The 23694-nt window shown below is 69.8% G+C and carries 22 protein-coding genes; 17 read left to right on the forward strand and 5 right to left on the reverse strand.

All coding sequences use genetic code 11. The annotated features are described in order from the left end of the window. Positions 1-48: 48 nt before the first annotated feature. Positions 49-495, reverse strand: a complete 447-nt coding sequence (locus FXO23_RS03895) for a pyridoxamine 5'-phosphate oxidase family protein (RefSeq protein WP_158880793.1) — start codon at positions 493-495, stop codon at positions 49-51. Positions 496-554: 59 nt separating this feature from the next. Further along, positions 555-779 carry a hypothetical protein gene (locus tag FXO23_RS03900; RefSeq protein ID WP_158880795.1) on the reverse strand — a complete coding sequence of 75 codons (225 nt, stop codon included), beginning with the start codon at positions 777-779 and terminating at the stop codon, positions 555-557. A gap of 240 nt (positions 780-1019) precedes the next feature. Here FXO23_RS03900 and FXO23_RS03905 point away from each other — a divergent pair, with 240 nt between their 5' ends. Further along, positions 1020-2072, forward strand: coding sequence for an NAD(P)H-dependent flavin oxidoreductase (locus FXO23_RS03905; protein ID WP_158880797.1), 1053 nt, complete (start codon positions 1020-1022; stop codon positions 2070-2072). Here the strand turns inward: FXO23_RS03905 and FXO23_RS03910 are convergent. Beyond that, positions 2065-3354 carry a PucR-like N-terminal domain-containing protein gene (locus tag FXO23_RS03910; protein WP_246256874.1) on the reverse strand — a complete coding sequence of 430 codons (1290 nt, stop codon included), beginning with the start codon at positions 3352-3354 and terminating at the stop codon, positions 2065-2067. The two genes, FXO23_RS03905 and FXO23_RS03910, sit on opposite strands and share 8 nt — an antisense overlap. Before the next feature lie 421 nt (positions 3355-3775). Between FXO23_RS03910 and FXO23_RS03915 the strand changes: the two genes are divergently transcribed. The 15 genes from FXO23_RS03915 to FXO23_RS03985 all read left to right on the forward strand — a co-directional run bounded on the left by FXO23_RS03915 (position 3776) and on the right by FXO23_RS03985 (position 21219). Next, on the forward strand, positions 3776-4915 hold the full coding sequence (locus tag FXO23_RS03915; RefSeq protein WP_158880799.1) for a DUF6801 domain-containing protein: 1140 nt from the start codon (positions 3776-3778) through the stop codon (positions 4913-4915). Between the two features lie 235 nt (positions 4916-5150). Then, positions 5151-6533: a DUF6801 domain-containing protein gene (locus FXO23_RS03920; protein WP_158880801.1), complete on the forward strand. Its 1383-nt coding sequence runs from the start codon at positions 5151-5153 to the stop codon at positions 6531-6533. A 24-nt stretch (positions 6534-6557) separates the two neighbouring features. Beyond that, complete coding sequence (locus FXO23_RS03925) at positions 6558-7571, forward strand: ABC transporter ATP-binding protein (protein WP_158880803.1); 1014 nt, start codon at positions 6558-6560, stop codon at positions 7569-7571. Continuing rightward, positions 7568-8356, forward strand: coding sequence for an MlaE family ABC transporter permease (locus tag FXO23_RS03930; protein ID WP_158880805.1), 789 nt, complete (start codon positions 7568-7570; stop codon positions 8354-8356). The genes FXO23_RS03925 and FXO23_RS03930 overlap by 4 nt, the downstream gene beginning before the upstream one ends. A 3-nt stretch (positions 8357-8359) precedes the next feature. Then, positions 8360-9193 (forward strand): MlaE family ABC transporter permease, encoded by an 834-nt coding sequence (locus FXO23_RS03935; RefSeq protein ID WP_158880807.1) that lies wholly within the window; start codon positions 8360-8362, stop codon positions 9191-9193. After that, positions 9190-10431 carry an MCE family protein gene (locus FXO23_RS03940; RefSeq protein WP_158880809.1) on the forward strand — a complete coding sequence of 414 codons (1242 nt, stop codon included), beginning with the start codon at positions 9190-9192 and terminating at the stop codon, positions 10429-10431. Before FXO23_RS03935 ends, FXO23_RS03940 begins: the two co-directional genes overlap by 4 nt. Beyond that, positions 10428-11450, forward strand: coding sequence for an MCE family protein (locus FXO23_RS03945; RefSeq protein ID WP_158880811.1), 1023 nt, complete (start codon positions 10428-10430; stop codon positions 11448-11450). The genes FXO23_RS03940 and FXO23_RS03945 overlap by 4 nt, the downstream gene beginning before the upstream one ends. Further along, on the forward strand, positions 11447-12457 hold the full coding sequence (locus tag FXO23_RS03950) for an MCE family protein (RefSeq protein WP_246256875.1): 1011 nt from the start codon (positions 11447-11449) through the stop codon (positions 12455-12457). The genes FXO23_RS03945 and FXO23_RS03950 overlap by 4 nt, the downstream gene beginning before the upstream one ends. Positions 12458-12465: 8 nt before the next feature. Continuing rightward, a complete protein-coding gene (locus tag FXO23_RS03955; RefSeq protein ID WP_158880813.1) occupies positions 12466-13539 on the forward strand; it encodes an MCE family protein in 1074 nt (357 codons plus the stop codon). Next, positions 13539-14606: an MCE family protein gene (locus FXO23_RS03960; RefSeq protein ID WP_158880815.1), complete on the forward strand. Its 1068-nt coding sequence runs from the start codon at positions 13539-13541 to the stop codon at positions 14604-14606. The genes FXO23_RS03955 and FXO23_RS03960 overlap by 1 nt, the downstream gene beginning before the upstream one ends. Then, entirely contained in the window at positions 14606-15805 is a 1200-nt protein-coding gene (locus tag FXO23_RS03965; protein ID WP_158880817.1) for an MlaD family protein, read from the forward strand. Before FXO23_RS03960 ends, FXO23_RS03965 begins: the two co-directional genes overlap by 1 nt. A 16-nt stretch (positions 15806-15821) precedes the next feature. After that, positions 15822-16364 carry a hypothetical protein gene (locus tag FXO23_RS03970; RefSeq protein WP_158880819.1) on the forward strand — a complete coding sequence of 181 codons (543 nt, stop codon included), beginning with the start codon at positions 15822-15824 and terminating at the stop codon, positions 16362-16364. Beyond that, positions 16361-16867 (forward strand): hypothetical protein, encoded by a 507-nt coding sequence (locus FXO23_RS03975; RefSeq protein ID WP_158880821.1) that lies wholly within the window; start codon positions 16361-16363, stop codon positions 16865-16867. Before FXO23_RS03970 ends, FXO23_RS03975 begins: the two co-directional genes overlap by 4 nt. A 436-nt stretch (positions 16868-17303) precedes the next feature. After that, positions 17304-18260, forward strand: coding sequence for an HNH endonuclease signature motif containing protein (locus FXO23_RS03980; protein WP_158880823.1), 957 nt, complete (start codon positions 17304-17306; stop codon positions 18258-18260). A gap of 139 nt (positions 18261-18399) precedes the next feature. Then, a complete protein-coding gene (locus tag FXO23_RS03985) occupies positions 18400-21219 on the forward strand; it encodes an ATP-binding protein (RefSeq protein WP_246256876.1) in 2820 nt (939 codons plus the stop codon). Here the strand turns inward: FXO23_RS03985 and FXO23_RS03990 are convergent. Both FXO23_RS03990 and FXO23_RS03995 read right to left on the reverse strand, forming a co-directional pair. Next, a complete protein-coding gene (locus FXO23_RS03990; RefSeq protein WP_158880825.1) occupies positions 21212-21883 on the reverse strand; it encodes a hypothetical protein in 672 nt (223 codons plus the stop codon). The two genes, FXO23_RS03985 and FXO23_RS03990, sit on opposite strands and share 8 nt — an antisense overlap. Positions 21884-22090: 207 nt before the next feature. Further along, positions 22091-22540 (reverse strand): MarR family winged helix-turn-helix transcriptional regulator, encoded by a 450-nt coding sequence (locus FXO23_RS03995; RefSeq protein WP_158880827.1) that lies wholly within the window; start codon positions 22538-22540, stop codon positions 22091-22093. A 175-nt stretch (positions 22541-22715) separates the two neighbouring features. On the opposite strand from FXO23_RS03995, the gene FXO23_RS04000 reads away from it, so the two are divergent. Next, positions 22716-23663 carry an ATP-binding cassette domain-containing protein gene (locus FXO23_RS04000; protein WP_158880829.1) on the forward strand — a complete coding sequence of 316 codons (948 nt, stop codon included), beginning with the start codon at positions 22716-22718 and terminating at the stop codon, positions 23661-23663. Positions 23664-23694: the final 31 nt, after the last annotated feature.

Consider the following 23694-nt stretch of genomic DNA (forward strand, 5'->3'; position numbering starts at 1 on the left):
GTGCGCGCCGTGCTCAGCGGCTTGCCGGATCGGATGGCGCGGCGCTGATCAGGCGTTGCCGGTGATGCGGGTCGCTTCGATGAACACCGCGACGCGGCGCTCGGCGGCCATCACGCGGTCGTACTCTTCCCAGTCGTCGTGGGTGCCGGTGGCGGCGATGAACACGTCCCGCAGCAGCTGCCGCAGCCCGTCGGCGGGGAAGGCGGGGTCCGGATCGTCGGGGCCGACGAGGCGCACCGCGCCCTGCACCGAAACCCAGTTCCAGCCGCGCCGGAAGACGATCGTGGCGTGGCCGTTGCGGCGCAGCAGGTCCAGTTTGCGCCCGCCGCCGACGGCCACGAAGCCGACGGAGGTCCGCCCGGTCACCGGGTCGTCGAGCACCCCGGCGTTGACGACGGAGGCGTGCACGGTGCCATCCGATCGGGTGGTCGCGATGGTCGCCAGGCCGTGCTCTTCGACGGCGAGTCTGCGGACGAGTTCGAGATCTGCGGGCATGGCGCCACGGTAGCCCGTGCCGCCCGGGTTCGCGGGCGACACGGGCCACCGCCCCCGGGCTAGCCGACGCCGAGCAGCGCCGCCAGGGCCTGCACCAGCGCGGCCGAGGTGCTCGCGATGGTCTCGTCGAGGTACTCGGCGATCGGGGTCAGTTCGGCGGCCGACGCCTGCCCGCCGATCAGGGCGAGCATCGGGACGGTCAGGGCGCCGACCGCGATCCCCCGCTTCGTCCAGCGCTTGCCACGGGACTCGGTCTTCGGCGCGGTGACCTGGTTTTCGCTCATGTTCTCCCTGTCCTCTCTGCGGGGCACTGAATGCGAACCGCGTTCGCACACGGCGCAGCGTGGACTAGGCCGATTGGCGGGAACAAGACGCTTTACCGCCACTTTTCGATCATGAAACCTGCGGAGCCACGGACGAGTGAATCTCGTTTACGATGCTGACATCGCACCGCCGTAATCCTGCCGCGTGCTGTGGCGGACGAGACGTCGCCAGCCGGAGCGGGGAGTTCGTAGGCTGTGGGCATGTTCGACAATCTCCGTGTCCCGGTCATCGTCGCGCCGATGGCGGGCGGCCCCTCGACCCCGGAACTGGTCGCCGCCGCGGCCGGCGCGGGCGGGTTCGGTTTCCTGGCGGGTGGTTATCTCAAGGCCGACGCGCTGGCCGCGCAGATCGGGAAGACCCGGGAGCTGACCGGGGAAGCCTTCGGGGTCAACCTGTTCGTCTCGGGTACCGAGTCCACTGTGGACACCGCAGCCTATCGCGCACGGCTCGCCGCCGAGGCGAAGCGGTACGGCGTCGAGCCCGGCGAGCCGAGCTGGGACGACGACAACTACCCGGCCAAACTGGACACCGTCGTCGCACAGCGAATCCCGGTCGTCTCGTTCACCTTCGGCATCCCGTCGGCCGAGGCCGTCGCGCGGCTGCACGAGGCGGGCAGCCAGGTCGTGGTCACGGTGACCACCCCGGAGGAGGCCGTGCGCGCGGCGACCGCGGGCGCGGACGGCCTCTGCGTGCAGGGCTTCGAGGCGGGCGCCCACCGCGGCCTGCTCACCGACGATCCCGAACTCCCGGCCGGTGGTGAGCTCTACGGCCTGCTCGCCCTGCTGCGCCTGGTGCAAGCGTCGGTGGACCTGCCGCTGGTCGCCGCCGGTGGGCTGGTGCACGGGGCGGACGTGGCCGCCGTGCTCACCGCCGGGGCGGTCGCCGCGCAGCTGGGCACCGCCTTCCTGCGCGCGGACGAGGCGGGGACCAACCCCACCTATCAGCGCGCCCTCGCCGACGGCGGCCGGGCGACCGCGTTCACCCGCGCGTTCAGCGGCCGCCCCGCGCGTGGCCTGGTCAACCGGTTCCTCACCGAGCACAGCGCGGCGGCGCCCGCCGCCTACCCCCAGATCAACAACGCCACCAAGCCGATCCGGGCCGCCGCGAACAAGGCCGGGGACCCGGAAGCCCTGTCCCTGTGGGCGGGCCAGACCTATCCGCTCGCGGGCTCCGGTCCGGCCGCCGACATCTTCGCCCGGCTGGCCGACGAGGCCCGCGCGGCCGTGCGCCGGGCGCACTCCCGCTTCAGCTGACCGCGGGCGGGGTGGCCGCGTCCAGGAGGCGTTGCGCGCGCAGGGAGATCTCCAGTTCGAAGCGTTCCTCGGGGTCGTTCAGGCGATCGCCGAAGAGCGTCTTCAACTGGTGCAGGCGGTAGCGGACGGTCTGCGGATGGATGCCGAGCCGCTGGGCGATCTCCGGGGCGCCGCCGCGGGTCTGCAACCAGGCGAGCAGGGTCTGGCCCAGCCGTGCCCGCTGCTTCGCGGTCAGCGGGGCCAGCGGCGCGAGCGTGCGCTCGGCCAGGGCGCGGGCCACGAATTCGTCGGCCAGCAACCAGAACGTGGACAGGTGCGCCTCGCACCACACCGGCGAGTTGTCCGCGAGGATGCCGCGCCGCACCAGGTCAAGGGCCCACCGGGCCTGGCGTAGGGACAGCGGCGCGTCGGCGAGCCGGACCCGGGGGCCGACCGCCGCCTGCCAGCCGCACAGGCCGGTCTCCAGAGCACCGGACCGGGGCCCGGGATCGGCGACGATCAGGCACGGTTCGCCGCCGTCGAGATCGGCGAGCACCCGCTCGTCGAAGGCGAGCGCGGGAAGTTCCCGCTGGTTCTCCCGGCGCGCCAAGGCCACCGCGACGACGTGCTCGGGCAGTTCCCAGTTCGCCGGGCCGGCGAGATCGGCCAGCGCCTGCCTCGGCACCGCGGGGGCGGCGAGCACGAGTTCCAGCAGGCGCCGCCGTCGTCGTTCCAAGGCGCCCGCGGCCCGCGCCTTCGCCGCCGCGTACCCCTCGACCGACAGCGCGGAGATCTCCTCGATGTAGGCGAACAGGGTCTCGCCGAGCAGGCAGATGGTCGACACCGGCAGGTCGGTGGCCTGCCCGAACTCGGCGATCCGCTGCCACGCCACCCGCGCGCCGACGTGGTAGGCGGTCTGCAGGGTTTCCACCCCGCGGCCCTCGGTGGTCTCCAGCCTGCCGAGCCGGCGGAACAGGTTCGCGTCGCTCTCGTGGGACGCGGTCGGATCCGCGACGCGTTCGATGAACTGGGTGACCGCGCGCCCGATGCCTTCGGTGACCACCTTGCCGAACGCGCCCTCCAGCGGGCGGGCGTACTCCGGGATGGAACGCTGGATTTCGCGCAGGATCTCGTGCGCGACCTCGGCCGCGCCGGGGCGCAGTTTGGGGGCGAGATCGCGGGGCAGGGCCGCCCACGGATCGTTGCCGTGCGCGGCTCTTCCGTTGGTGCGGGGACGGGGCAGGGCCGGGGCGCCGCCGGGCAGACCCGGGAGGAGCGCGTCCGGATTGCTGTTCTCGGTCACGGTCGTCTTTTCCTCAGGCCGCGACACAATTCGCCTGACCCCGACGTCGCGGTCGACCAATTTTTGTGATGCCGGTCACTATATTTGCCTCGTTGGTGAGCTGTCAACGAGGTGGCGCGGTGTCCGGTTCGTTCGTGGCGGGTTTGCGCAATGCCCTGCCGCATGCGGTATGCGGAAGATAATTGTGGAATTGCTTTTTAGCAGTTGGCTGACAAACTTGTTCGGCGATCATTCTGGAACGATCCGATGGTTTTCGAGTCTTGTTCCGCGCGTCCTGCCGAAGTAACCTACCGACTGGTAGGTACCGCGACGAAATGAACTGCACGGGGGCACCTTTTCACTCCGTTGTTTTATTTACGACCCGGCTAGGAGGTCGGATATGTCACGTCGCTTACGCTCTTTCAGAAGTCGTTTCGGAATCATGGCGGCCATTGCCGGATTGGTCACCGCGCTCGCCGGATCGGCGTCGGCGGAGGAACCGGCCACCTTCGGCGAGATCAAGAAGGACCTCACCTACACGTGCACCTTCCCGCTGGTCGGCAAGCAGGACGTCACCGGGCACGTGAAGGTCACGTTGCCGGACACCGGCACCGCCGGACAACGGATCGTGCCGAGCGACCTGGTCATCGACGCGACCCTGGCGCCGAACATCGTCGGCGCGCTGCGGGCCTTCGGCACCGCCTACGCCGAGGGGACCGGCACCGCGGACGTGGACGCCGCCTATGACGCCAAGCAGCTCACCATGGGCATTCCGGGGCTGAAGATCCCCCGGCGGAACATCCCGCCGAGCGGCTCGCTGGACATCACCATCACCGGCAAGATGCCGAACTTCATCGTGTACAAGGCGGGCACGCTCACGCTCAAGGCGGGCCAGCAGTTCAACGCCAAGGTGGACACCCGCAAGGCGGACGGCACGCCCACGCCGCTGGGCATCCTGAACGTGCCGTGCACGGTCAAGGTGACCACGCCGCCGCAGGACGTGCTGTTCGCGAACATCCCGATCTCCGGCGCCGCCGGTGCGGCGGCCACGTCCCCGGTGACGACCTTCGGCGACATCACCAAGACCCTGACCTACACGTGCACGCTGCCTTCCCCGGTCGGCGCGCAGGACGTGACCGGCACGCTCAAGGGAACCATCCCGGACAGCGGCAAGGTCGGGCAGCGGATGCAGATCACCAACCTGACCATCGGCGCCGCGCTCAACGACACGATCACCGACTGGCTGCGGTCGAACTCCTCGGCGACCGTGGAGGGCGGCGGGTACGCGGACGTGGACGCCAACTTCGAGGGCACCCGGATCACCATCGGGATCCCCGGGACCATCGCGCCGATCGCCGTGCCCGCGACGGGGCCGATGACCGGCACGATCACGCCGGACGTGCCGAACCTGATCTTCTACCAGCCCGGCACGGTCAACGTCGGCGCTGGTCAGGAGCTCAACGGCAAGGTCACCCCGCGCAAGGCGGACGGATCGGAGACCGGGCTCGGGACGTTCGATCTGAAGTGCACCGTGAAACCCGGCCAGGACCTGCACGTCGCGTCGGTGCCGATCACCGCGTGAGGTAAACGGCCACCCCAATGCGGCATCCGGGGCAGCGAACGCCCCGGATGCCGCATTGGTTTCCGCGGGGACGGCGCATCCGGCTGACAAATGTGGAAATGGGTTTTGGCATCCGGCTGACAAGTGCCGATCGGCCCTGGTGAAAGGCTTGTCCGGCATCTCGCGCCGAAGTAACCTACTGCGAAGTAGGAATCATGGAAACGATCACCGAACCTTTCTCCGGTGAGGAATTCGCATGGCTTCTCGAACCGCCCACGCGACCGCGTTGATCACGGCCGCGGTCACCGCGTTCGGCGTACTCACCGCCCCCGGTTCGGCCAGCCCGGATCCGGCGCCCGGTCCGGGCCGGGTGACCGCGAATCTGCGGAACGACTGCGCCTTCCCGCTCACCGGGGGCCAGGTGGTGGTCGCCGGGCTCACTGCGGACCTGCCGCGATCGGTGACCGCCGGGTGGCCGGTCCGGCCGGAGCAGCCGTCGATCCGGTTCGTCTTCCCGGAAACCATGCTGCACGCGCTGAAAACCGCCGGCGCCGCCTGGATCGACGGGACCGTGGCCGTCGGCGTGACGGCGAAGCACGGAGACACGACCGCGCGGGCCGCGGCCGACGGCGGCCTGCCCCGCACGGCCCTGCCGGAAAGCGGGGAACTGGCCGTCGAACTGCCCGCGAAACCGCTGCGCCCGGTCGCCACCACCGGGGCCGGTGCGGTCGCGTTCACCCTCGGCCCGCCCCAACTCGTGCTGACCGCGCACGGGGCCGACGACGCGGTGATCGGCGACGGTGGCGCGCTGACCGCGAGCTGCGTGCCGCAGCCCGGCCAGGACCCCGCGCTCGGCGCCGTCCAGGTGCTCCCGGTCGCCCGGATCGCGCCGTCGAAGTCCGCGCCGGTTTCACCGCCGGGCACGGCGAAACCGGACGTGACCGTCCCGCCGGGCGCGCCAGTTCCGGGTGGCGAAGGCAGGCGGGACAACGGGACCGCGGCCGGTCCGGTCGCGGAATGCGGGCCCGAGCCGCCCGATCTCGAACCGGCGCTCTTCCCGTTGCGGCTCAAGGGCCACGCCACCATCCGGAAGCTGCGCTCCGGCATCGATCTCGGCCCGGGACACCTCCAGTCGGAGGTCCGGGTCTGGCCGGATTCCTCCGGCGAGGGGCTGTGCAACGGGATTCGCGGTGACCTCCAACTGCCGCCCGCCCGGGCTTCGTTCGTGGTGCTCCGCTTCGTGTCGACCACGGCGACCGTCGAGGTGCTTCCGGTCGGCAAGGTGGAGGGCGTCCTCGACCAGGGCAACACCGGCGTGTTCACCGGGCACGGCAAGGCGAACCTGCGGCTGAGCAACGTCGAGGTGAACGGGACACCGCTCGAGGTCGGGCCGAACTGCGGCACCGCGACCCCCGTCGAACTGGCGCTGAAATCCGAGGAAGGCAAGTGGAGCCCCATCGACGGCGGGGTCATGGAGGCGGACTTCACGATTCCGCCGTTCGCGGGCTGCGGGGTCACCGAACCGCTGGAGCCGCTGTTCGACTACCTGATCTCCGGACCGGACAACCACATCACGTTCACCTTTCCGCCGCTGTGCTTCCCACCGGACTGCCCGCCGGACTGGGAATCGAAACGGTGAGACCGGAATCGGCAGGAGGAACGCATGGGAGTCGAAGTCGTCGTCGAGGGCCTGAGCAAGTCGTTCGGGCCGCAGAACATCTGGCGGGACGTCTCGCTCGTGCTGCCGGCCGGTGAGGTGAGCGCGATGCTCGGGCCGTCCGGCACCGGGAAGTCGGTGTTCCTGAAGTCGCTGATCGGCCTGCTCAAACCCGAGCGGGGCAAGGTCGTGGTGAACGGCGTCGACCTGGTGCGGTGTTCGGAACACCAGCTCTACGCGGCGCGCAAGCTGTTCGGCGTTCTCTTCCAGGACGGCGCGCTGTTCGGCTCGATGAACCTCTACGACAACGTGGCCTTTCCCTTGCGCGAGCACACCAAGAAGTCCGAAGCCGAGATCAGGCGGATCGTGCTGGAGAAGCTGGAGATGACCGGGCTGGCCGGTGCGGAGAAGAAACTGCCCGGTGAGATCTCCGGCGGTATGCGCAAACGGGCCGGGCTGGCCCGCGCGCTCGTCCTCGACCCGCAGGTGATCCTGTGCGACGAACCGGATTCCGGTCTGGATCCCGTGCGAACCGCGTACCTTTCGCAATTGCTGATCGATCTGAACGCGCAGATCGACGCGACCATCCTGATCGTCACGCACAACATCAACGTGGCCCGGACCGTGCCGGACAACGTCGGCCTGCTCTTCCGCCGCGAACTGGTCATGTTCGGCCCGCGCGAGGTCCTGCTGACCAGCGACGAACCCGTGGTCGCCCAGTTCCTCAACGGCCGCCGGGTCGGGCCGATCGGGATGAGCGAGGAGAAGGACCAGGCGACCATGGACGCCGAGGCGGCGAACCGGCACCTGGCCCAGCCCGGCGACGACGAGATCCAGGGCATGGCGCCGCAGATCCAGCCGACGCCCGGCCTGCCCCCGCGCCCGGCGGTGGCCCGCCGGAAGCACCGCGTGCTGCGCATCCTGCACACGCTCCCGCCCGAGGCGCAGCGGACCATTGTGGACAGTCTGACCCCGGAGGAGCGCGCCCAGTACGGCATCGGGCTGGGGACCCGGAGATGACCGCGCCCCGGATCGCGTCGCAGGGCCTCGCCGCGGTCGGCCAGATCGGCCGCCTGTGCTCGCTCGGCCTGGACGTGCTCCGGCTGACCCCGAAGCGGCCCTTCCAGTTCCGCGAGTTCATCGGCCAGGCCTGGTTCGTGGTCAGCGTGTCGATCCTGCCCGCCGCCCTGGTCGCGATCCCGTTCGGCGCGGTGATCGCGTTGCAACTGGGGACGCTGACCAGGCAGATCGGCGCCCAGTCGTTCACCGGTTCGGCCAGCGTGCTCGCGGTGATCCAGCAGGCGAGCCCGCTGATCACCGCGTTGCTCATCGCGGGCGCCGGCGGCTCGGCGATCTGCGCGGACCTCGGCTCGCGGAAGATCCGCGAGGAGATCGACGCCATGGAAGCGCTCGGCGTCTCGCCGATCCACCGGCTGGTCGTGCCGCGGGTGTACGCGGCGGTGGTGGTCAGCGTGCTGCTCAACGGCATGGTGAGCGTGGTCGGCGTGCTGGGCGGTTACGTGTTCAACGTCGTGGTGCAGGACGGCACCCCCGGCGCGTACCTGGCCACGTTCAACGCTCTCGCGCAACTGCCGGACCTGTGGATCAGCGAGATCAAGGCCGTGCTGTTCGGGTTCATCGCCGGGGTGGTGGCCGCCTACCGGGGGCTCAACCCCGCCGGCGGGCCGAAGGGGGTCGGGGACGCGGTCAACCAGTCGGTGGTGATCACGTTCCTGTTGCTGTTCTTCCTCAACTTCATCCTCACCACGATCTACCTGCAGGTCGTGCCGCCGAAGGGGTTGTGAGCCATGGCGATGGTGAACCGGTTCGAGCGGATCGACCGTTCGCTCGACGGCTTCGGCAGGCTCGGTGACCAGCTTTCCTTCTACGTCCGGGCGTTGCTCTGGGTTCCCCGCACGGTGCGCCGGTATCTCGGGGAGATCATCCGGCTGCTGGCCGAGGTCAGCTTCGGCACCGGCGCGCTCGCGGTGATCGGCGGCACGATCGGCGTGATGATCGTGCTTTCGGTGTTCACCGGGACGGTCGTCGGCCTGCAGGGGTTCTCCGCGCTGAACCAGATCGGGACCTCGGCGTTCGCGGGTTTCCTCTCCGCCTACTTCAACACCCGCGAGATCGCCCCGCTGGTCGCCGGGCTGGCGCTGTCCGCGACCATCGGCTCCGGATTCACCGCCCAGCTCGGCGCGATGCGGATCTCCGAGGAGATCGACGCGCTCGAAGTGATGGGCGTGCCCAGCCTGCCGTACCTGGTGACCACCCGGATCATCGCCGGGTTCATCGCGATCATCCCGCTGTACGTGATCGGGCTGCTCACCTCGTATCTGGCCGCCCGGACGGTCACCGTGCAGGTGTACCAGCAGTCCTCGGGCACCTACGACCACTACTTCACGCTGTTCCTGCCGCCGATCGACGTGCTCTGGTCGTTCGGGAAGGTGCTGGTGTTCAGCGTGGTGGTGATCCTCGGGCACTGCTACTACGGCTACCGCGCGATCGGCGGCCCGGCCGGGGTCGGCGTGGCCGTGGGGCGCGCGGTCCGGTCCGCGATCGTCACCATCGCGATCCTCGACTTCTTCCTGAGCCTCGCGATCTGGGGCACCACGACCACGGTGAGGATCGCGGGATGACCGGCGACGAGCGGTACCGCAGTCCGCGCCTGCGGGTGCTGGGCCTGGTCTATCTCGTGCTGGTCGCGGTGTTCCTGTGGTTCACCGTGGCGCTCTACCGCGATGTGTTCGCCACCGAGGTCACCGTCATGCTGCGCACCGACCGCGCGGGCAGCCAGCTCCAGCGGGACGCGGACGTGAAGCTGCGCGGGGTGAACGTCGGCCGGGTGCGCGAGGTGCGCAGCGCGGGCGGCGGCGCCGAACTGGACCTCGCGCTCGATCCCGCCCAGGTGGACCGGATTCCCCGGAACGTTTCGGCGCGGCTGCTGCCGAAGACGTTGTTCGGCGAGCGTTACGTGAACCTGGTGGCGCCCGCGGCGCGCGGCACCGGGCATCTGGAGGCGGGGGACGTGATCGGCCAGGACCGGTCCGCCGCCTCGATCGAACTGGAACGGGTGCTGGACAACCTGTTGCCGCTGCTGCGTTCGGTGCAGCCGCAGAAGCTGGCGTCGATGCTCACCTCGGTGTCGCAGGCGTTCGAAGGGCGCGGGAAGTCGCTCGGGGAGACGCTCGTGCTGGTCGGCCAGTACGTCGGCGAGCTGAACCCGCAACTGCCCGAGATCACCTCTGGCCTCACCAGTTTCGCCAAGGCGTCCGACACCTACGACGACGCGGCCGACGACTTCCTGCGCGCGCTCACCGACTTCTCCGTGACCAGCGGGACGATCGCGCAGCAGCGGGAAAGCCTGGAAACGCTGTACCGGACGCTGACCGTCGCGACCGAGGACGTGACCTCGTTCCTGGCGCGGAACAAGGAGAATCTGATCTCGCTGTCCGAAAGCAGCCGCCCGACCCTGGAGCTGCTCGCCCGGTACGCGCCGGAATACGCGTGCCTGCTGCGGGCCGTCGCGGAGTTCAAACCGCGGGTGGACATCGCCTTCGGCAAGGGCAGCGGTCGGCCCGGTGCGCGAGCCCAGGTCAAGGTGGTGCCGGACCGCGGGAAGTACCTGCCCGGTGTGGACGATCCGCGCTACGACAGCAAAACCGGGCCGCGCTGCTACGGCCCCGGGGCGATCCCGCCGCAGGCGGCCACGCCGACGATCGCGCTCGGCGGCGATCTGGCGAACTCACCGCGGGAACGGGAGTTCCTGGCCGGGTTGCTGGGACCGGCGATCGGGCTGGCGCCCGGGGAGGTTCCGGCGTGGAGCGGGTTGCTGGTCGGCCCGCTGTACCGCGGGGCGGAGGTGACGGTGGAGTGAGGGGATTGTTGGCGCCGCTGATCAAGCTGTCGATCTTCGCCGTGGTGACGTGCGCGGCCACCGGGGTGCTCGCGGTGACGATCGCGAACCTGGACCTGCGCCCGTCCACCCGGTATTCGGCGCGGTTCGACGACGTGACGTCCCTGGTGGTCGGGGACGACATCCGGATCGGCGGGGTCCGCGTCGGCGAGGTCGAGCGGATCGAGCTGATCGAGAAGCGGCTCGCCCGGGTGGAGTTCACCGTGGACTCGCGCCGGAAGCTGCCCGCCGCGACCACCGCGACCGTCAAGTACCGCAACATGATCGGGCAGCGGTACATCTCGCTGGACCGCGGCGCCGGGCCGCTGCAGGCGGTGCTCCCGCCGGGCGCGGAGATCCCGCTGGAACGCACCCGGCCCGCGCTGGACCTGACCGTGCTGTTCAACGGTTTCAAACCGCTGTTCCAGGCGCTCTCGCCGGACGACGTGAACACGCTCTCCTACGAGATCGTGCAGGTCCTGCAGGGAGAGGGCGGCACGGTGGAGAGCCTGATCCGGCACACCGCCTCGCTCACCTCCGCGCTGGCCGACAAGGACCAGGTGGTCGGCGCGGTGATCGGCAACCTGAACCAGGTTCTCGACACGATCAACGCCCGGGACGACCAACTGTCCAGTTTGATCACCACGTTGCAGCGGTTCGTCTCCGGATTCGCCCAGGACCGCGGGCAGATCGGCGAGGCGATCACGGCGATGGGCGAGCTGGCCGGGGCGACGGCGGGGCTGCTGGAGGACGGGCGGCAGCCGCTCAAGGACGGCATCGGCGCGCTCGGGCAGGTGTCGAAGAACCTCGCCGACAACGAGCAGCTCGTCGACGCCGCGCTGCGCAGCCTGCCGGGGAAGATGACCGCCATCGGGCGCACCTTCTCCTACGGCTCGTGGATGAACCTGTTCCTGTGCGAGGCGAACGCCGGGCCGCCGCGGTCCGGGCTTCCCCTGCCCGCGGGCGGAGTGCCGCTGACCGAGCCGAGGTGCCTGCCGTGAAATCCTTCCAGGAGCGTAACCAGGTCGTCATCGGGTCGGTCAGCATGGTCGTGCTGACCCTGTTCGGGCTGATCGCGTTCTACGCCGACAGCCTGCCGATCATCGGCGGCGGCACGACCTACGTGGCGCACTTCAGCGAGGCGGCCGGAGTGCTGGCGAGCAACGAGGTCCGCGCCGCCGGGGTGCAGGTCGGCACGGTGACCGACGTCGAACTCGACGGCGACCACGTCAAGGTGAGCTTCCGGGTGCGCGACGCGTGGGTGGGCGATCGGACCACGGTCGCGATCCGGATCAAGACGCTGCTCGGCGCCAAGTACCTCGCACTCGACCCGCAGGGGGAGCGGCCGCAGGATCCGGACGAGGCGATCCCGGTGACGCGGACCGTGGCGCCCTACGACATCAACCAGGTCTTCGACCACCTGTCGGCCACCGTCACCTCGATCGACACCCGGCAGCTCGCCGATTCGCTGCGCGTGCTGTCCGACACGTTCCAGGATTCGCCCCGGCAAGTCCGGTCCGCATTGGACGGTCTGTCCGCGCTGTCGAAGACGATCTCCTCGCGGGACGAGGAACTGGCCCGGCTGCTGGCGAACACCCAGCAGATCAGCCGCACCTTCGCCGACCGCGACGACCAGGTGGAGAAGCTGCTCCAGGACGGCAACCTGCTGCTCGGCGAGATTCGCGGTCGCCGGGACGCGATCAGCGCGCTGCTGAGCGGAACCCGGCAACTCGCCGCCCAGCTGTCCGGTCTGGTCACCGACAACTCCGCGCGACTGCGGCCCGCACTGGAACAGCTCGACCGGGTCAACACGATCCTGCAACGCAACCAGGACAACCTGAACCAGAGCCTGGCGCTGGCCGGGCCGTTCTACCGGTTGCTGGGCAACGCCGTGGGCAACGGCCGGTGGCTGGACACCTACATCTGCGGCCTGCTGCCGCCGCCCGGTTCGCCGCCGGACACCGTCCCGGACGGCAACTGCAAGCCACCGAAGGGACGGCCGCGATGAAGGGGCGAATGATCTCCGCTGCCACCCGGAAGGGGTTGCGCGCGCTGACCGTGCTCGTGGTGCTGGCGCTCGTGCTGAGCGTGCTGACCTGGTGGATCGTCACCCCGGGCCGCGGCACCCGGGTCACCGCGTTCTTCCCGTCCGCGGTCGGGCTCTATCCCGGATCCACCGTGCGGGTGCTCGGCGTGCCGGTCGGCAGCGTGGACGCGGTCACCCCCGCCGGGCGGCTGGTGCGCGTCGAGCTGACGGTCGACGAGGACCGGCCCGTCCCGGCGAACGCGAACGCGATCGTGGTCGCGCCGAGCCTGGTCAGCGACCGGTACGTGCAGTTCTCCCCGGTGTACACCGGCGGGCCGCGGTTGCCCGGCGGCGCGGTGATCCCGGTCGAGCGCACGGTCACCCCGGTCGAACTGGACGAGCTGTACAAGAGCATCGACCAGCTGGCCACCGCGCTCGGCCCGCACGGCGCGAACGCCGACGGCGCCCTGTCGAAACTGCTCGACGTGCTGGCGGAGAACGCGAAGGGCAACGGGGCGACGCTGAACGAAACGATCAAGCAGTTCGCCGACGCCACCCGGACGCTGGCCGGGACCCGGGACCAGTTGTTCGGGACCGTCGAGGGGCTGCAGCGGTTCACCGAGATGCTCGCGCGCAACGACAACCAGGTCGCCGACTTCACCCGCCAGCTGCAGGACGTCTCCGGGTTCCTCGCGGCCGAACGCGGGGACCTCGGCGGCGCGCTCGGTGAACTGGCCACCGCGCTGGACCTGGTCCGCGGTTTCGTGCACGACAACCGGGAGCAGATAAATTCCAATGTAGACAAGTTGATCGGGATCACCAGGGTGCTGGTCGACCAGCGGAACTCGCTCGCCGAGGCGCTCGACACCTCGCCGAACGCGCTGACCAACCTGCACAACGCGATCAACCCGGAGACCGGGGCGCTGGAGGTCCGCGCCAATCTGCTGGAGATCTTCGATCCCGGAACGGTCGTGCCCGCCGGGCCCCTGCCCGAGGGCGCGCCACCCCTGCCGCTGCCCCGGGTGGGCGCCAGCTACGTCTCGCCCCCGGGAGGTGGCCGGTGATGCGCGGGTGGCGGGTGGTGCTGGCCGGGCTCTGCGCGGGCACGCTGACCGCGTGCGGTGCGGGCGGATTCTCCGGGCTGTACGAGATGCCGCTGCCCGGCGGCGCGGACGTGGGCGACCACCCGTACCGGGTGACGGTCCAGTTCGCCGACGTGCTCGATCTGGTGCCTCAGGCCGGGGTGAAGGTGGACGACGTGCCGGTCGGCCGGGTGGACCGGATCGATCTCGGCGGTGACGGCTGGACCGCCGAGGCGACCCTGCTGGTCAACGGGGACGTGGTGCTCCCGGCCAACGCCACGGCCGCGGTGCGCCAGTCGAGCCTGCTCGGCGAGAAGTTCGTGGAACTGCGCGCCCCGCGCACCGAACCGGCGACCGGGCGGCTCGCGGACCACGCGACGATTCCGCTGGAGCGCAGCGGTCGCAGCGCGGAGGTCGAAGAGGTCTTCGGGGCGTTGTCGCTGCTGCTCAACGGCGGCGGGGTGGCCCAGTTCCAGCAGATCGCGCGCGAGGTGAACAACGCGCTGGCCGGGAACGAGGCCGGTATCCGGCAACTCTTGTCCAATGTGGATGGATTTGTGTCCGAACTGGACACGCATCGGGGGGAGATCACCCGTGCCCTGGACAGCCTGAACCGGCTGTCCGCGACGCTGGCCGGGCAGCGGGACCGGATCGCCGGAGTCCTGAACGATCTCGGGCCGGGCATCGACGTGCTGACCCGGCAGCGCGGCGAACTGGTCGGCCTGCTGCGTTCGCTGGACCGCCTGTCCGCGGTCGCGGTGGACACGATCACCCGGTCCACGGACGATCTCGTCGCCGATCTGCGCGCGCTCGCCCCGATCCTGCGCAACCTCGCCGACGCGGGGAAGAACCTCCCCGAGGCGTTCGAACTGCTGCTGACGTTTCCGTTCACCGACTACGCGGCGACCACGATCCGGGGCGATTACCTGAACATCTTCGTGGACCTGCGACCTCCCGGTCCGGTGCCCGTGGCCGAATCGGGGCCGGACGCGCCGGTGGTGCCGCTGCGGCCGATGGACCGGCCGGTGCTCGGCGGGGGTGGACGCTGATGTTGACGCGCAAGATCAAACTGCAGGTCGCGATCTTCGTCCTGGTGGCCCTGGCCGGGGTGAGCTATGTCGGCGCCAGCTATGCCGGGCTGGACCAGCTCGTCGGCGGGGGCGGCCTGGTGGTGCGGGCCGACCTCGCCGAATCCGGCGGCTTGTTCACCGGTGCGGAGGTGACCTACCGCGGGGTGCAGGTCGGCCGGGTCGGTCCGTTGCGGCTGACCGAGGACGGGATCTCGGCGGAACTCCGCCTGGACCGCTCCGCCCCGGAGATCCCGCGTGAGCTGGACGCGGTGGTGGCGAACCGGTCGGCGGTCGGCGAGCAGTACCTCGATCTGCGGCCGCGCCGCGACGACGGCCCGCCGCTCACCGAAGGCGCGGTGATCCCGCGGACCGCGATCTCGTTGCCGATGCCGGTCGAGAACGTGCTGTCCAACCTGAACGGCCTGGTCGCGTCGGTGCCGATCGAATCGCTGCGGACCGTGGTGAACGAACTCGACGAGGCGTTCCGGGGCCGGGGCGGTGATCTGCAGGTGCTGCTGGACTCCTCGCACGGGTTCGTCCGGACCGCGATGACCTACCTGCCCCAGACGAAACGGCTCATCAGCGATGCCGACACCGTGCTGCGGACGCAGAGCGAGCAGTCGCCGGCGATCCGGTCGTTCAGCCACGACGTGCGGTTGCTCGCCGAGCAACTCCGGAACTCCGACATCGATCTGCGCCGCCTGATCTCGGCCACCCCGCCGGTCGCCGGGGAAATCAGCGCGCTGCTGCGGGAATCGGGCCCGGGATTCGGGCTGCTGTTCGCCAACCTCCTCACCCCCGCGCGGGTGTTCGCGACCCGGGGTGACGCGCTCGAGCACCTGCTGAGCACGTACCCGTCGGCGATCGGCGCCGGGTACCAGGTGATCGGACCGGACGGCACCGCGAACCTCGCGCTGGTCCTGAACTTCAACAACCCGCCGCCGTGCCGTGCCGGGTACGAGGGCACGGTTTACCGGCCGGGGCGGGACACCAGTCCCGGGGTGTTCAACACCACCGCGCGGTGCGCGCTGCCTTATGGGAACCCGAGTTCGGTGCGCGGATCGCAGAACGCGCCGCGGGGCGGGCCGGTGCCCGATCCGGTGTCGCCTTTGGTGCTGAACCTGACGAATTCGGCGTCCGGACCCGCCACACTGGGGCAACTGCTCGGCCTGAACTGATGGGACACTGGACGACATGAGCGTCGACTCGTCGCCGGACGGGGCGGCTCCCCGGCACCACCGGATCGCCCGGGCGGCCGGCGTGGTGCTGCTGGTGGGATCCGCGGTTTTCGCGGTGTGGGCGGGCTGGTCGTGGCTGCGCGCGGGCGACGAAGCCGCCGCGTATGCCGACACCCGCGAAGAGGTGCTGCGGATCGGGGAGCAGGGCATCGCGAACCTGACCACGATCGACTACCACCGCCCGGACGAGGGGCTGAACCGGTGGATCGACTCCGCGACCGGCGCGTTGCGGGACAGCCTGGTGCAGGGCCGGGAAGCCAACCGGAAACAGGTCGAGGCCGGGAAATCGGTCCTGGCGGGCAAGGTCGTCGACGCCGCGGTGACCGACCTCGACCGGGCGGCCGGCACCGGGCGGGTGATCGCGGCGGTGGAGATCACCGTGACGCCGGAGGGCGGGCAGCCGGTGGTGAAGCGGAACCGGTTCGAGGCGGGGCTTTCGCGCACCGGTTCCGGGTGGATGCTGAGTTCGTTGCGGGCGGTGGAGGTCGGCACGTCGTGAGGATCCGGGGGACCGCGCCGGTGGTGTGGACGGTCGTGGGCGTGGTGCTGCTCGGCGGGCTGGGCGCGTTCTTCACCGTGCAGGAAGGGGCCGCGCGGACCGGGACGCCGAACTCCGCGTTGCTGGACGCGCGGGCGACTGCCGAGGTGAACGGGCAGATCCGGCGTGCGTTGGAACGGATCTTCTCCTATTCGTACGACCGGATCGAGGCGACCGACCAGGCGGCGAAGGAAGTGCTCGCCGGGGCGGCGGTCGGGGAGTACGAGAAGCTGATCGGACAGGTGCGGGCGGAGGCGCCGGGGCAGAAGCTCGTGCTGTCGACCAAGGCGACCCTGGGCGGGGTGCGGTTGCTGGACGGGGATCGCGCGCGGTTGCTGGTCTTCCTGGATCAGGTCGCCACCCGGGCGGACAACGACAAGACCACCAGCACCCCGGCGGCGGTGACGGTTCAGGCGGAGCGGGTGGACGGGGTGTGGAAGATCGTCGAACTGATCCCGCGGTGAGGGGCCGACCGGCACAGCCTGGCGTCAGTGGCACGGTACGCACTTGGGCGCGCGAGTTGCACGTTCAGGTAAGCGAGTTGCGCGTTCGGGGCGGTGAGTTGCGCGTTCGGGGTGGGTGGTGGTTGCCGTTTCTTGGAGTTGGGTTGGGTTTCAGGCACGCCTTCGGCGCGCCGTGGGAAACTGTCGCTCCACGGGTCGGTTCGCGTCGTTGGTCACCAGCGACAGTTCCCCACGGAACGGGCATGTTTGGTTGCGTTGGCGGCCGTGCCCGATTCACCCGCCGCGAGTTCCCCGTTCCGGTCGCGCGAGTCCCCCGTTTCGGTAGCATGAGTTCCCCGTTTCGGTAGCTGAAATTCACGTTCGGCATGCGAGTTCCCCGCGCGATGGGCACGTTGGGTTACGTTGGTTCTGTGTTCGATTCACTCATTCGGGATGGATGTTGAAGTTGGTGGAGCAGAAGGCGGCAAAGAAGGTCGCGCTTGCGCGAACGCTCACCACGCGGCTGCCCGAGACTCTGAAGGCTATGGAGGGTGGGGTGATCGATGAGGAGAAAGCCCGCGAAGTTGATGCCATCATGGCGACGCGGCTGAAAGGGAAGAATCCGGACTCGCTGCGAAAGATGGTGAACTATTGGATCGCCAAGGTGGACAAGGAAGGGTATGAGGCGCGGTGCAAGGCCAAGCGGGCTGATCGGCAGTTGCAGTTGATTCATCAGGACCATGGCATGAGCACGTTGGTCGCGGACGTTCCGGTGGAAAAGGGGAGCGCGGCGTACCACAGCATCGACCGCGAAGCTCGCAAACGGAAAGCCAAGGATGAGTCGCGCACGTTGGATCAGTTGCGGGCCGACATCCTGATCGAGCGTTGCCTCGGCACCAGTCAAGGTGACCCGAAAGCCGACGTCTTCGTCTACGTCGATATGCAGACCTTGGCCGGGTTGAACAGCGACCCCGCACAGTTGGCCGGGTACGGTCCGATTCCCGCCTCCCTCGCTCGCGAGATCGCCCACGGCGAGAACTCGACCTGGCGGCGGATCGTCACCGACCCGGTCACCGGCCTTCCGGCCGATGTCGGCCGCACTCGTTACCGCCCACCCGCCGCATTGGACCGCTACATCCGCCTCCGCGACCGCGAATGCCGGTCACCGGGATGCAGCCGCCCCGCGCAGTGCGCGGACATCGACCACACCGAAGACTGGGCGCAGGGCGGAAACACCGACAAGGCCAACCTCGGCGGCTGGTGCGAACGCCACCACTACCTGAAAGATCAACCCGGCTGGCGATTCGAGCCGCAACTCGACGGTGTCATTGCCATCACCACCCCCACCGGCGGTACTTATCCCAGCCGACCCGAACCACTCCACGAACCCCGTGCCTGGACCGAGCGGTCTTGATTCGAGGTCCGGCGGCCCTACTAAAGTTCTGTGCCTCGTGATGGTGGCTTCCCGGTTCGATCAGCCCGGCTTAAGCTCCGAATCACGCGGACAGCGTCGTTCGGGACCTGGGCGGGGTGCTGTCGGATCGGGAGCTGCGATGGTGCGGACGAGTTCACCAGTGCTGGTCGGCCGCGCCGATGAGCTGCGCACGTTGGTTTCGGTGGTGGCGCGGCCGCCTTCGGTGATCATGCTCAGCGGGGAGGCCGGGGTCGGGAAGACCCGGCTGGTGACCGAAATGCTGGGCCACCCGGATCTGGCGGGGCGGCAGATACTGCTCGGATACTGCCAGCCGCTGCGGGAACCGTTCCCGTACGGGGTGGTGCTCGAAGCGCTGCGGCGAGCCCGGATCGGGCGGCGCGGGGCGTTGAATCCGGTCACCGGGGTGCTGCGGCCGTACCTGCCCGAACTCGCGGAGTCCCTGCCGCCGGAGTTGCCGCCGCTGGGGGAGTCGCGGGCGGATCGGCACCGGCTCTTCCGGGCGGTGCGGGAACTGATCGGCGGGCTCGGGCCGGTGCTGCTGGTGGTCGAAGACCTGCACTGGTCCGATGAGGGGTCGCGGCAACTGCTGCGTTTCCTGATGTCCGAACCACCGGCGAACCTCGGGCTGCTGATGACCTACCGCGGGGAAGAAGTGCCCGGCGGCATGCCGTTGGGCACCGCGTTCCGGCCGGCGGTGGGGACCATCAGCGCACTGCTGCGGCTCGGTCCGCTCGACCTCGAAGGGGTCCGGGGGCTGGCGAGCGCGCTGCTCGGGGCGCCGAGCGTGTCCACCGAATTCGCCACCCGGCTGCACAAGCGCACCGCGGGCATCCCGTTCGTGGTCGAAGAAGCCCTGCAGGCGGTACGCGAACGCGGCGACGGGGCGAGCACGCGGAAACTGCCGGACGTCGGTGAAGTGCCCACCCTGCTCCGGGAAGCCATGCTCGAACGGCTCGGGCGGCTCTCCGCGGCCGCGCGGCGGATCACCCAGGCGGCCGCGGTCGTCGGCGTACCGGCCACCGGGGAGCTGCTCGCCGAGGTCGGCGGGCTGCGTCCCGAGGGCACGCGGCAGGCGCTGATCCGCGCGCTCGACGGGAACGTGCTGCTCGAAATCGGCGACTGCCGCTACGGATTCCGGCACACCCTGGCGCAGCAGGCCGTCTACCAGACCATCCCGGGGCCGGACCGGCAGGTGCTGCACCGCCGGGCCGTCGAAGCGCTGCGGGAGATCCGGCCGGCGCCGCTGGTCCAGCTCGCCGAGCACAGCCGGAAAGCGGGACGGCTGGCGGACTGGATGCGGTACGCCGAGGCGGCCGCGGACAACGCGATCGAACTCGCGGACCTGTCCACGGCGACCGATCTCCTGCAGGCCCTGCTCGACGAACCGGCACTCGAATCGTCCGATGTGGACAGACTGGCGATCAAGCTCAGCCGGATCGCGTTCCACGGGCTCGCGCAGCACGAGGTCACCGCGGTCCTGGAACGGCTGCTCACCGACCACCGGCTGTCCGGTTCGTACAGCGGCGAGGTGCGGCTGTGCCTCGGGCTGCTGCTGATCCGGCAGGCGGGCGGGCTGGAAGCCAGCCGGGTGGAGATCGAACTGGCCGTGGGCGACCTGGAACAGCGGACCGAACTCGCCGGGCGGGGCATGGCCGTGCTCGCCCAGCCGTACATCGGCACCACGCCGCTGGACGAACTCCTGCCCTGGATGGACCAGGTCGAAGCCCTGATCGACCGCGTCGACGATCCGACCGTCACGATCACCGTGCTGGCCAACCACATCGCGTCGCGGCTGCACACCGGCGACCCGGCGGCGTGGGCGCTGATCGACCGGGTGCCCGACCGGCTGGAGACGCTCACCCAGCAACGCCAGCTCGCCCGGGTGTACTGCAACATCGCCGACGCCTGCTCGTGGACCGGGTACCACCGCAAGGCGGACAGCTTCCTGCACAGCGGCATCCAGCTCGCCACCGACTGCGGATCGCCGTACGTGGTGAGCACGGCCCGCTCGACCCGGGTCCACGTGGACTGGCTGACCGGGAACTGGCAGCAGCTCGCCGAGCGGTGCGTCAAACTGATCGAGGAGTACCGCGACATCCTGCCGGTGACCAGTGAACTGTCCATGGTCCTCGGCTCGCTCGCGGTCGCGAAGGGCGAATGGGACCGCGCCGCGCACCACTTCGCCGAAACCGGCGTGAGCCATCCGGAGAACGCGATCTTCCCGGTGGTGCTCGCGGCACACGCCGGCATCGTGCGGATGCTGCTGTCCCAGGAGGACCACGCGGGAGCGGTGGCCCAGGCCGAGGACGGGCTCGAACTGTTGCGGCACAAAGGAGTCTGGTCGTACGCGGGGGAGCTGCTGCCGCCCGCGGTGCAGGCGTACTGCGCCGCCGGTCGGCTCGGCGATGCCGAGGCGGTCACCGCGGAACTCGCCCGGGCCGTGGCCGGACTCGACGCGCCGATCACCGCCGCCGCGCTCTCCGCCTGCCGGGGCGCGGTCGCCGCCGGTCGCGGGGACACCGGCGCCGCGATCGGGCACCTGACCGACGCCCGGGACCGCTATGCACGGCTGCCCGCGCCCTACTACGCCCTGCTGCTCGACGAACGCCTGGTCATCCTCGCCGGAGAGCGGCCGGATGCCCTGGCCCGCCTCGCCGACCGCTTCGACGCGCTCGGCGCGACCCGGGACGCCGCGCGGTGCCGCCACCACCTGCGCGCCCGCGGCGCGACCCAGCCGTCGCGCCGCGGGCGGCGAGGATACGGCGACGAACTCTCACCCCGCGAACGGGACGTGGCCCGGCTGCTCGCGGACGGGCGCACCAACCGGGAGATCGCCGAAGTGCTCTTCCTGTCCCGGCGCACGGTCGAACAGCACGTCGCGAGCGTGCTGCGGAAACTCAAGGTGAGTTCGCGCCAGGAACTGCAACGGGTCAGCTGACCTCGGGCACCCAGGGCCCCAGGGTCAGCGTGATGCCGTTGTCCGGTCCCGGAATGAGCAGGTTGAGCATGACGGTCGACAGGCCGCAGTCGGTGAACTCGGGAATGGCGAAAGTGCCGGAGATGTCCCCGCCGACGAAAATGTCGTAGTCCGGCGCGGATACCAAAGTAATCGACGCGGGCGTCTTCGTCCTGCAGTTGTCCCCGACGAACAGCGGGAAACCGACCGCCTTGACATCCTTCAACTGGATCGAGACCTCGGCGCGTGCGGTGATTTTCCCGTCCTTCAAGGTGCCCTTCGCCGGGGCGACCTGGCTGAAACTGACGGTGGCGGTGGTCGGAATGACGCCGAAGATGTTGAATTTGCCCTCCGCGGGCGGCAGGTTGATCTGCGCGGTGAACTCCGCGACCCCGGCCTCGGGGTCCACCTTGGTGATCTGCCCGGCGATCTTCCCGGCGCCGACCTTCACCGACGCGTCGAGTTTCTTGATGGTGGCGGTGCCTCCCTTGACATCCAGGTTGATCTTGGGCAGCGGATCGTCGGCGGTCGCGCTCGCCGCGGGAACGGCGCCGAGCAGCCCGCCGGTGAGTCCGAGGATGGCCCCGAGAACGGCCAGCCGAGTCCGGGATCTGGCTTTGAACGAAGTGTGCGACCGACTCGACATGCGGATTCTCCTATACTGTTTCTCCGAAACCGGCGATCCTCACAACAAAACCGGACAATGAATCTACCGATGAGTAGGTTACTGCTCTTTTGGTGCGCCACAAGGGGTCGATTGGCCGATTGGCCGATTCAGGTGCTATGTGACGCCGATTTGTCATCGCGATGATGAGATTTCCGGCGGGATTTAGCGGCGCGGTGAGTGGTGGCGTCACATCCCGGGCAGCCACGCTTCGTCGTCGGTGGCGTGGGCGAGCAGGCGCTGCAGAAGTCCGCGCAGGGCCTGGATCTCACGCGGGTTCAGGCCGCCGAGGAACGCGGATTCCGCGCGCGTCAACGTCATCCGGATCCGGGCGAGCAGGCGCTCGGTGCCCGGCGCCAGGGCGAGCCGCCGGGTCCGGCCCGAGGCGCCCGGTAGCCGGTGCAGGTGACCGGCGCGTTCCAGCCCGCCGACCATCTCGTGCAGCGACTGCCGGGAGACGCCCAGTTGCCGGGCCAGTTCGGACGCGGTGAGTTCGGGTTCGAGGCGGAGTTGTTCCAGCAGGCCGAACTGCCGGACGGTCAGGCCGTGCCGGCGTAGCACTTCGTCCACGTGGCGGCCGGTCAACGTGCTGGCGTAGGCCAGCAGGTAGGCGATCGGCGGCTGATCCGGTGCGTCCACGGCATCACGATACGGACCGTCAGGGACCCTGACGAATTTTATGTAAAACTGATTAAGCTTCTTGGGCTTTCCGGCCCGGCGAATGCCGCGGCAACCACCACTCGCATCGGCCTCGCAGTGCCGCGGTCGGCCGCTGCTCAAGTTTGAGTAACCACTGTTGACCAGGGGAGATTGGATGATTCACACCCGAGGACTGGCCCGGAGCTTCCGGGCCAAGGGGGAGACCGTCGAGGCCGTGCGCGGGCTCGACCTGGACGTCGAGGAGGGCGAGCTGGTCGCCTTTCTCGGGCCCAACGGGGCCGGGAAGTCGACCAGCCTGCGGATGCTGACCACGTTGCTGCCGCCGACCGCGGGCACCGCGACGGTCGCCGGGCACGACGTCCGGGCCGATCCGGCGGGCGTGCGCCGCCGCATCGGCTACATCGGGCAGGGCAACGGCGCGGGCAACCACTTCCGGGTGCGCGACGAACTGGTGACCCAGGGGCGGTGTTACGGGCTGAGCCGGGCCGAATCCCGGAACCGGGCCGACGAACTGCTCGCCGCATTGGATCTGGAGGCGCTCGCCCGGCGGACCGCGGAAACGCTGTCCGGCGGCCAGCGGCGGCGGCTCGACGTCGCGATCGGACTCGTGCACCGGCCCGAACTGCTGTTCCTGGACGAACCGTCGACCGGACTGGATCCGCACAACCGCGCCAACCTCTGGGAGCACATCCTGCGGGTGCGCGAGCAGTACGGCATGACGATCTTCCTCACCACGCACTACCTGGAAGAGGCGGACACCATGGCCGAGCGGGTGCTGGTCATCGACCACGGCCGGGTGATCGCCGACGACACGCCCGGGAACCTCAAGGCGGAACTCGCCGGGGACCGGATCGTGCTCGCCACCGGCAACGACGTGGAAGCCCGGCGGGTCGCCGCCGCGGGTGAGCGGCGGGCGCACCGGGTCGAGATCGACGGGACGACCGTGATCCTGCGGGTGACCCGGGGTGACGAGGTCCTGCCGGTGTTCCTCCGCTCGCTGGACGCGAGCGTGGACGTCCTCGCCGCCGAGGTGCGGCGGCCCACCCTCGACGACGTGTTCCTCGCGCTCACCGGACGAAGCCTGCGCGAATCCGGCCAATGACCGTTTCCCACCACCGCAAGGAGTTCCACCG

It is taken from the genome of Amycolatopsis anabasis, from assembly GCF_009765355.1.
GTDB lineage: Bacteria > Actinomycetota > Actinomycetes > Mycobacteriales > Pseudonocardiaceae > Amycolatopsis > Amycolatopsis anabasis.

Excerpts from the sequence above, each read along its gene's own strand:
- FXO23_RS03970 (WP_158880819.1), top strand. The coding sequence starts at position 15,822 with ATGAGCGTCGACTCGTCGCCGGACGGGGCGGCTCCCCGGCACCACCGG.
- FXO23_RS03980 (WP_158880823.1), top strand. The coding sequence starts at position 17,304 with ATGTTGAAGTTGGTGGAGCAGAAGGCGGCAAAGAAGGTCGCGCTTGCG.
- FXO23_RS03990 (WP_158880825.1), bottom strand. The coding sequence starts at position 21,883 with ATGTCGAGTCGGTCGCACACTTCGTTCAAAGCCAGATCCCGGACTCGG.
- FXO23_RS03955 (WP_158880813.1), top strand. The coding sequence starts at position 12,466 with ATGATCTCCGCTGCCACCCGGAAGGGGTTGCGCGCGCTGACCGTGCTC.
- FXO23_RS03965 (WP_158880817.1), top strand. The coding sequence starts at position 14,606 with ATGTTGACGCGCAAGATCAAACTGCAGGTCGCGATCTTCGTCCTGGTG.
- FXO23_RS03960 (WP_158880815.1), top strand. The coding sequence starts at position 13,539 with ATGCGCGGGTGGCGGGTGGTGCTGGCCGGGCTCTGCGCGGGCACGCTG.
- FXO23_RS03905 (WP_158880797.1), top strand. The coding sequence starts at position 1,020 with ATGTTCGACAATCTCCGTGTCCCGGTCATCGTCGCGCCGATGGCGGGC.
- FXO23_RS03915 (WP_158880799.1), top strand. The coding sequence starts at position 3,776 with ATGGCGGCCATTGCCGGATTGGTCACCGCGCTCGCCGGATCGGCGTCG.
- FXO23_RS03925 (WP_158880803.1), top strand. The coding sequence starts at position 6,558 with ATGGGAGTCGAAGTCGTCGTCGAGGGCCTGAGCAAGTCGTTCGGGCCG.
- FXO23_RS03985 (WP_246256876.1), top strand. The coding sequence starts at position 18,400 with ATGGTGCGGACGAGTTCACCAGTGCTGGTCGGCCGCGCCGATGAGCTG.
- FXO23_RS03935 (WP_158880807.1), top strand. The coding sequence starts at position 8,360 with ATGGCGATGGTGAACCGGTTCGAGCGGATCGACCGTTCGCTCGACGGC.
- FXO23_RS04000 (WP_158880829.1), top strand. The coding sequence starts at position 22,716 with ATGATTCACACCCGAGGACTGGCCCGGAGCTTCCGGGCCAAGGGGGAG.
- FXO23_RS03920 (WP_158880801.1), top strand. The coding sequence starts at position 5,151 with ATGGCTTCTCGAACCGCCCACGCGACCGCGTTGATCACGGCCGCGGTC.
- FXO23_RS03930 (WP_158880805.1), top strand. The coding sequence starts at position 7,568 with ATGACCGCGCCCCGGATCGCGTCGCAGGGCCTCGCCGCGGTCGGCCAG.
- FXO23_RS03895 (WP_158880793.1), bottom strand. The coding sequence starts at position 495 with ATGCCCGCAGATCTCGAACTCGTCCGCAGACTCGCCGTCGAAGAGCAC.
- FXO23_RS03940 (WP_158880809.1), top strand. The coding sequence starts at position 9,190 with ATGACCGGCGACGAGCGGTACCGCAGTCCGCGCCTGCGGGTGCTGGGC.
- FXO23_RS03900 (WP_158880795.1), bottom strand. The coding sequence starts at position 779 with ATGAGCGAAAACCAGGTCACCGCGCCGAAGACCGAGTCCCGTGGCAAG.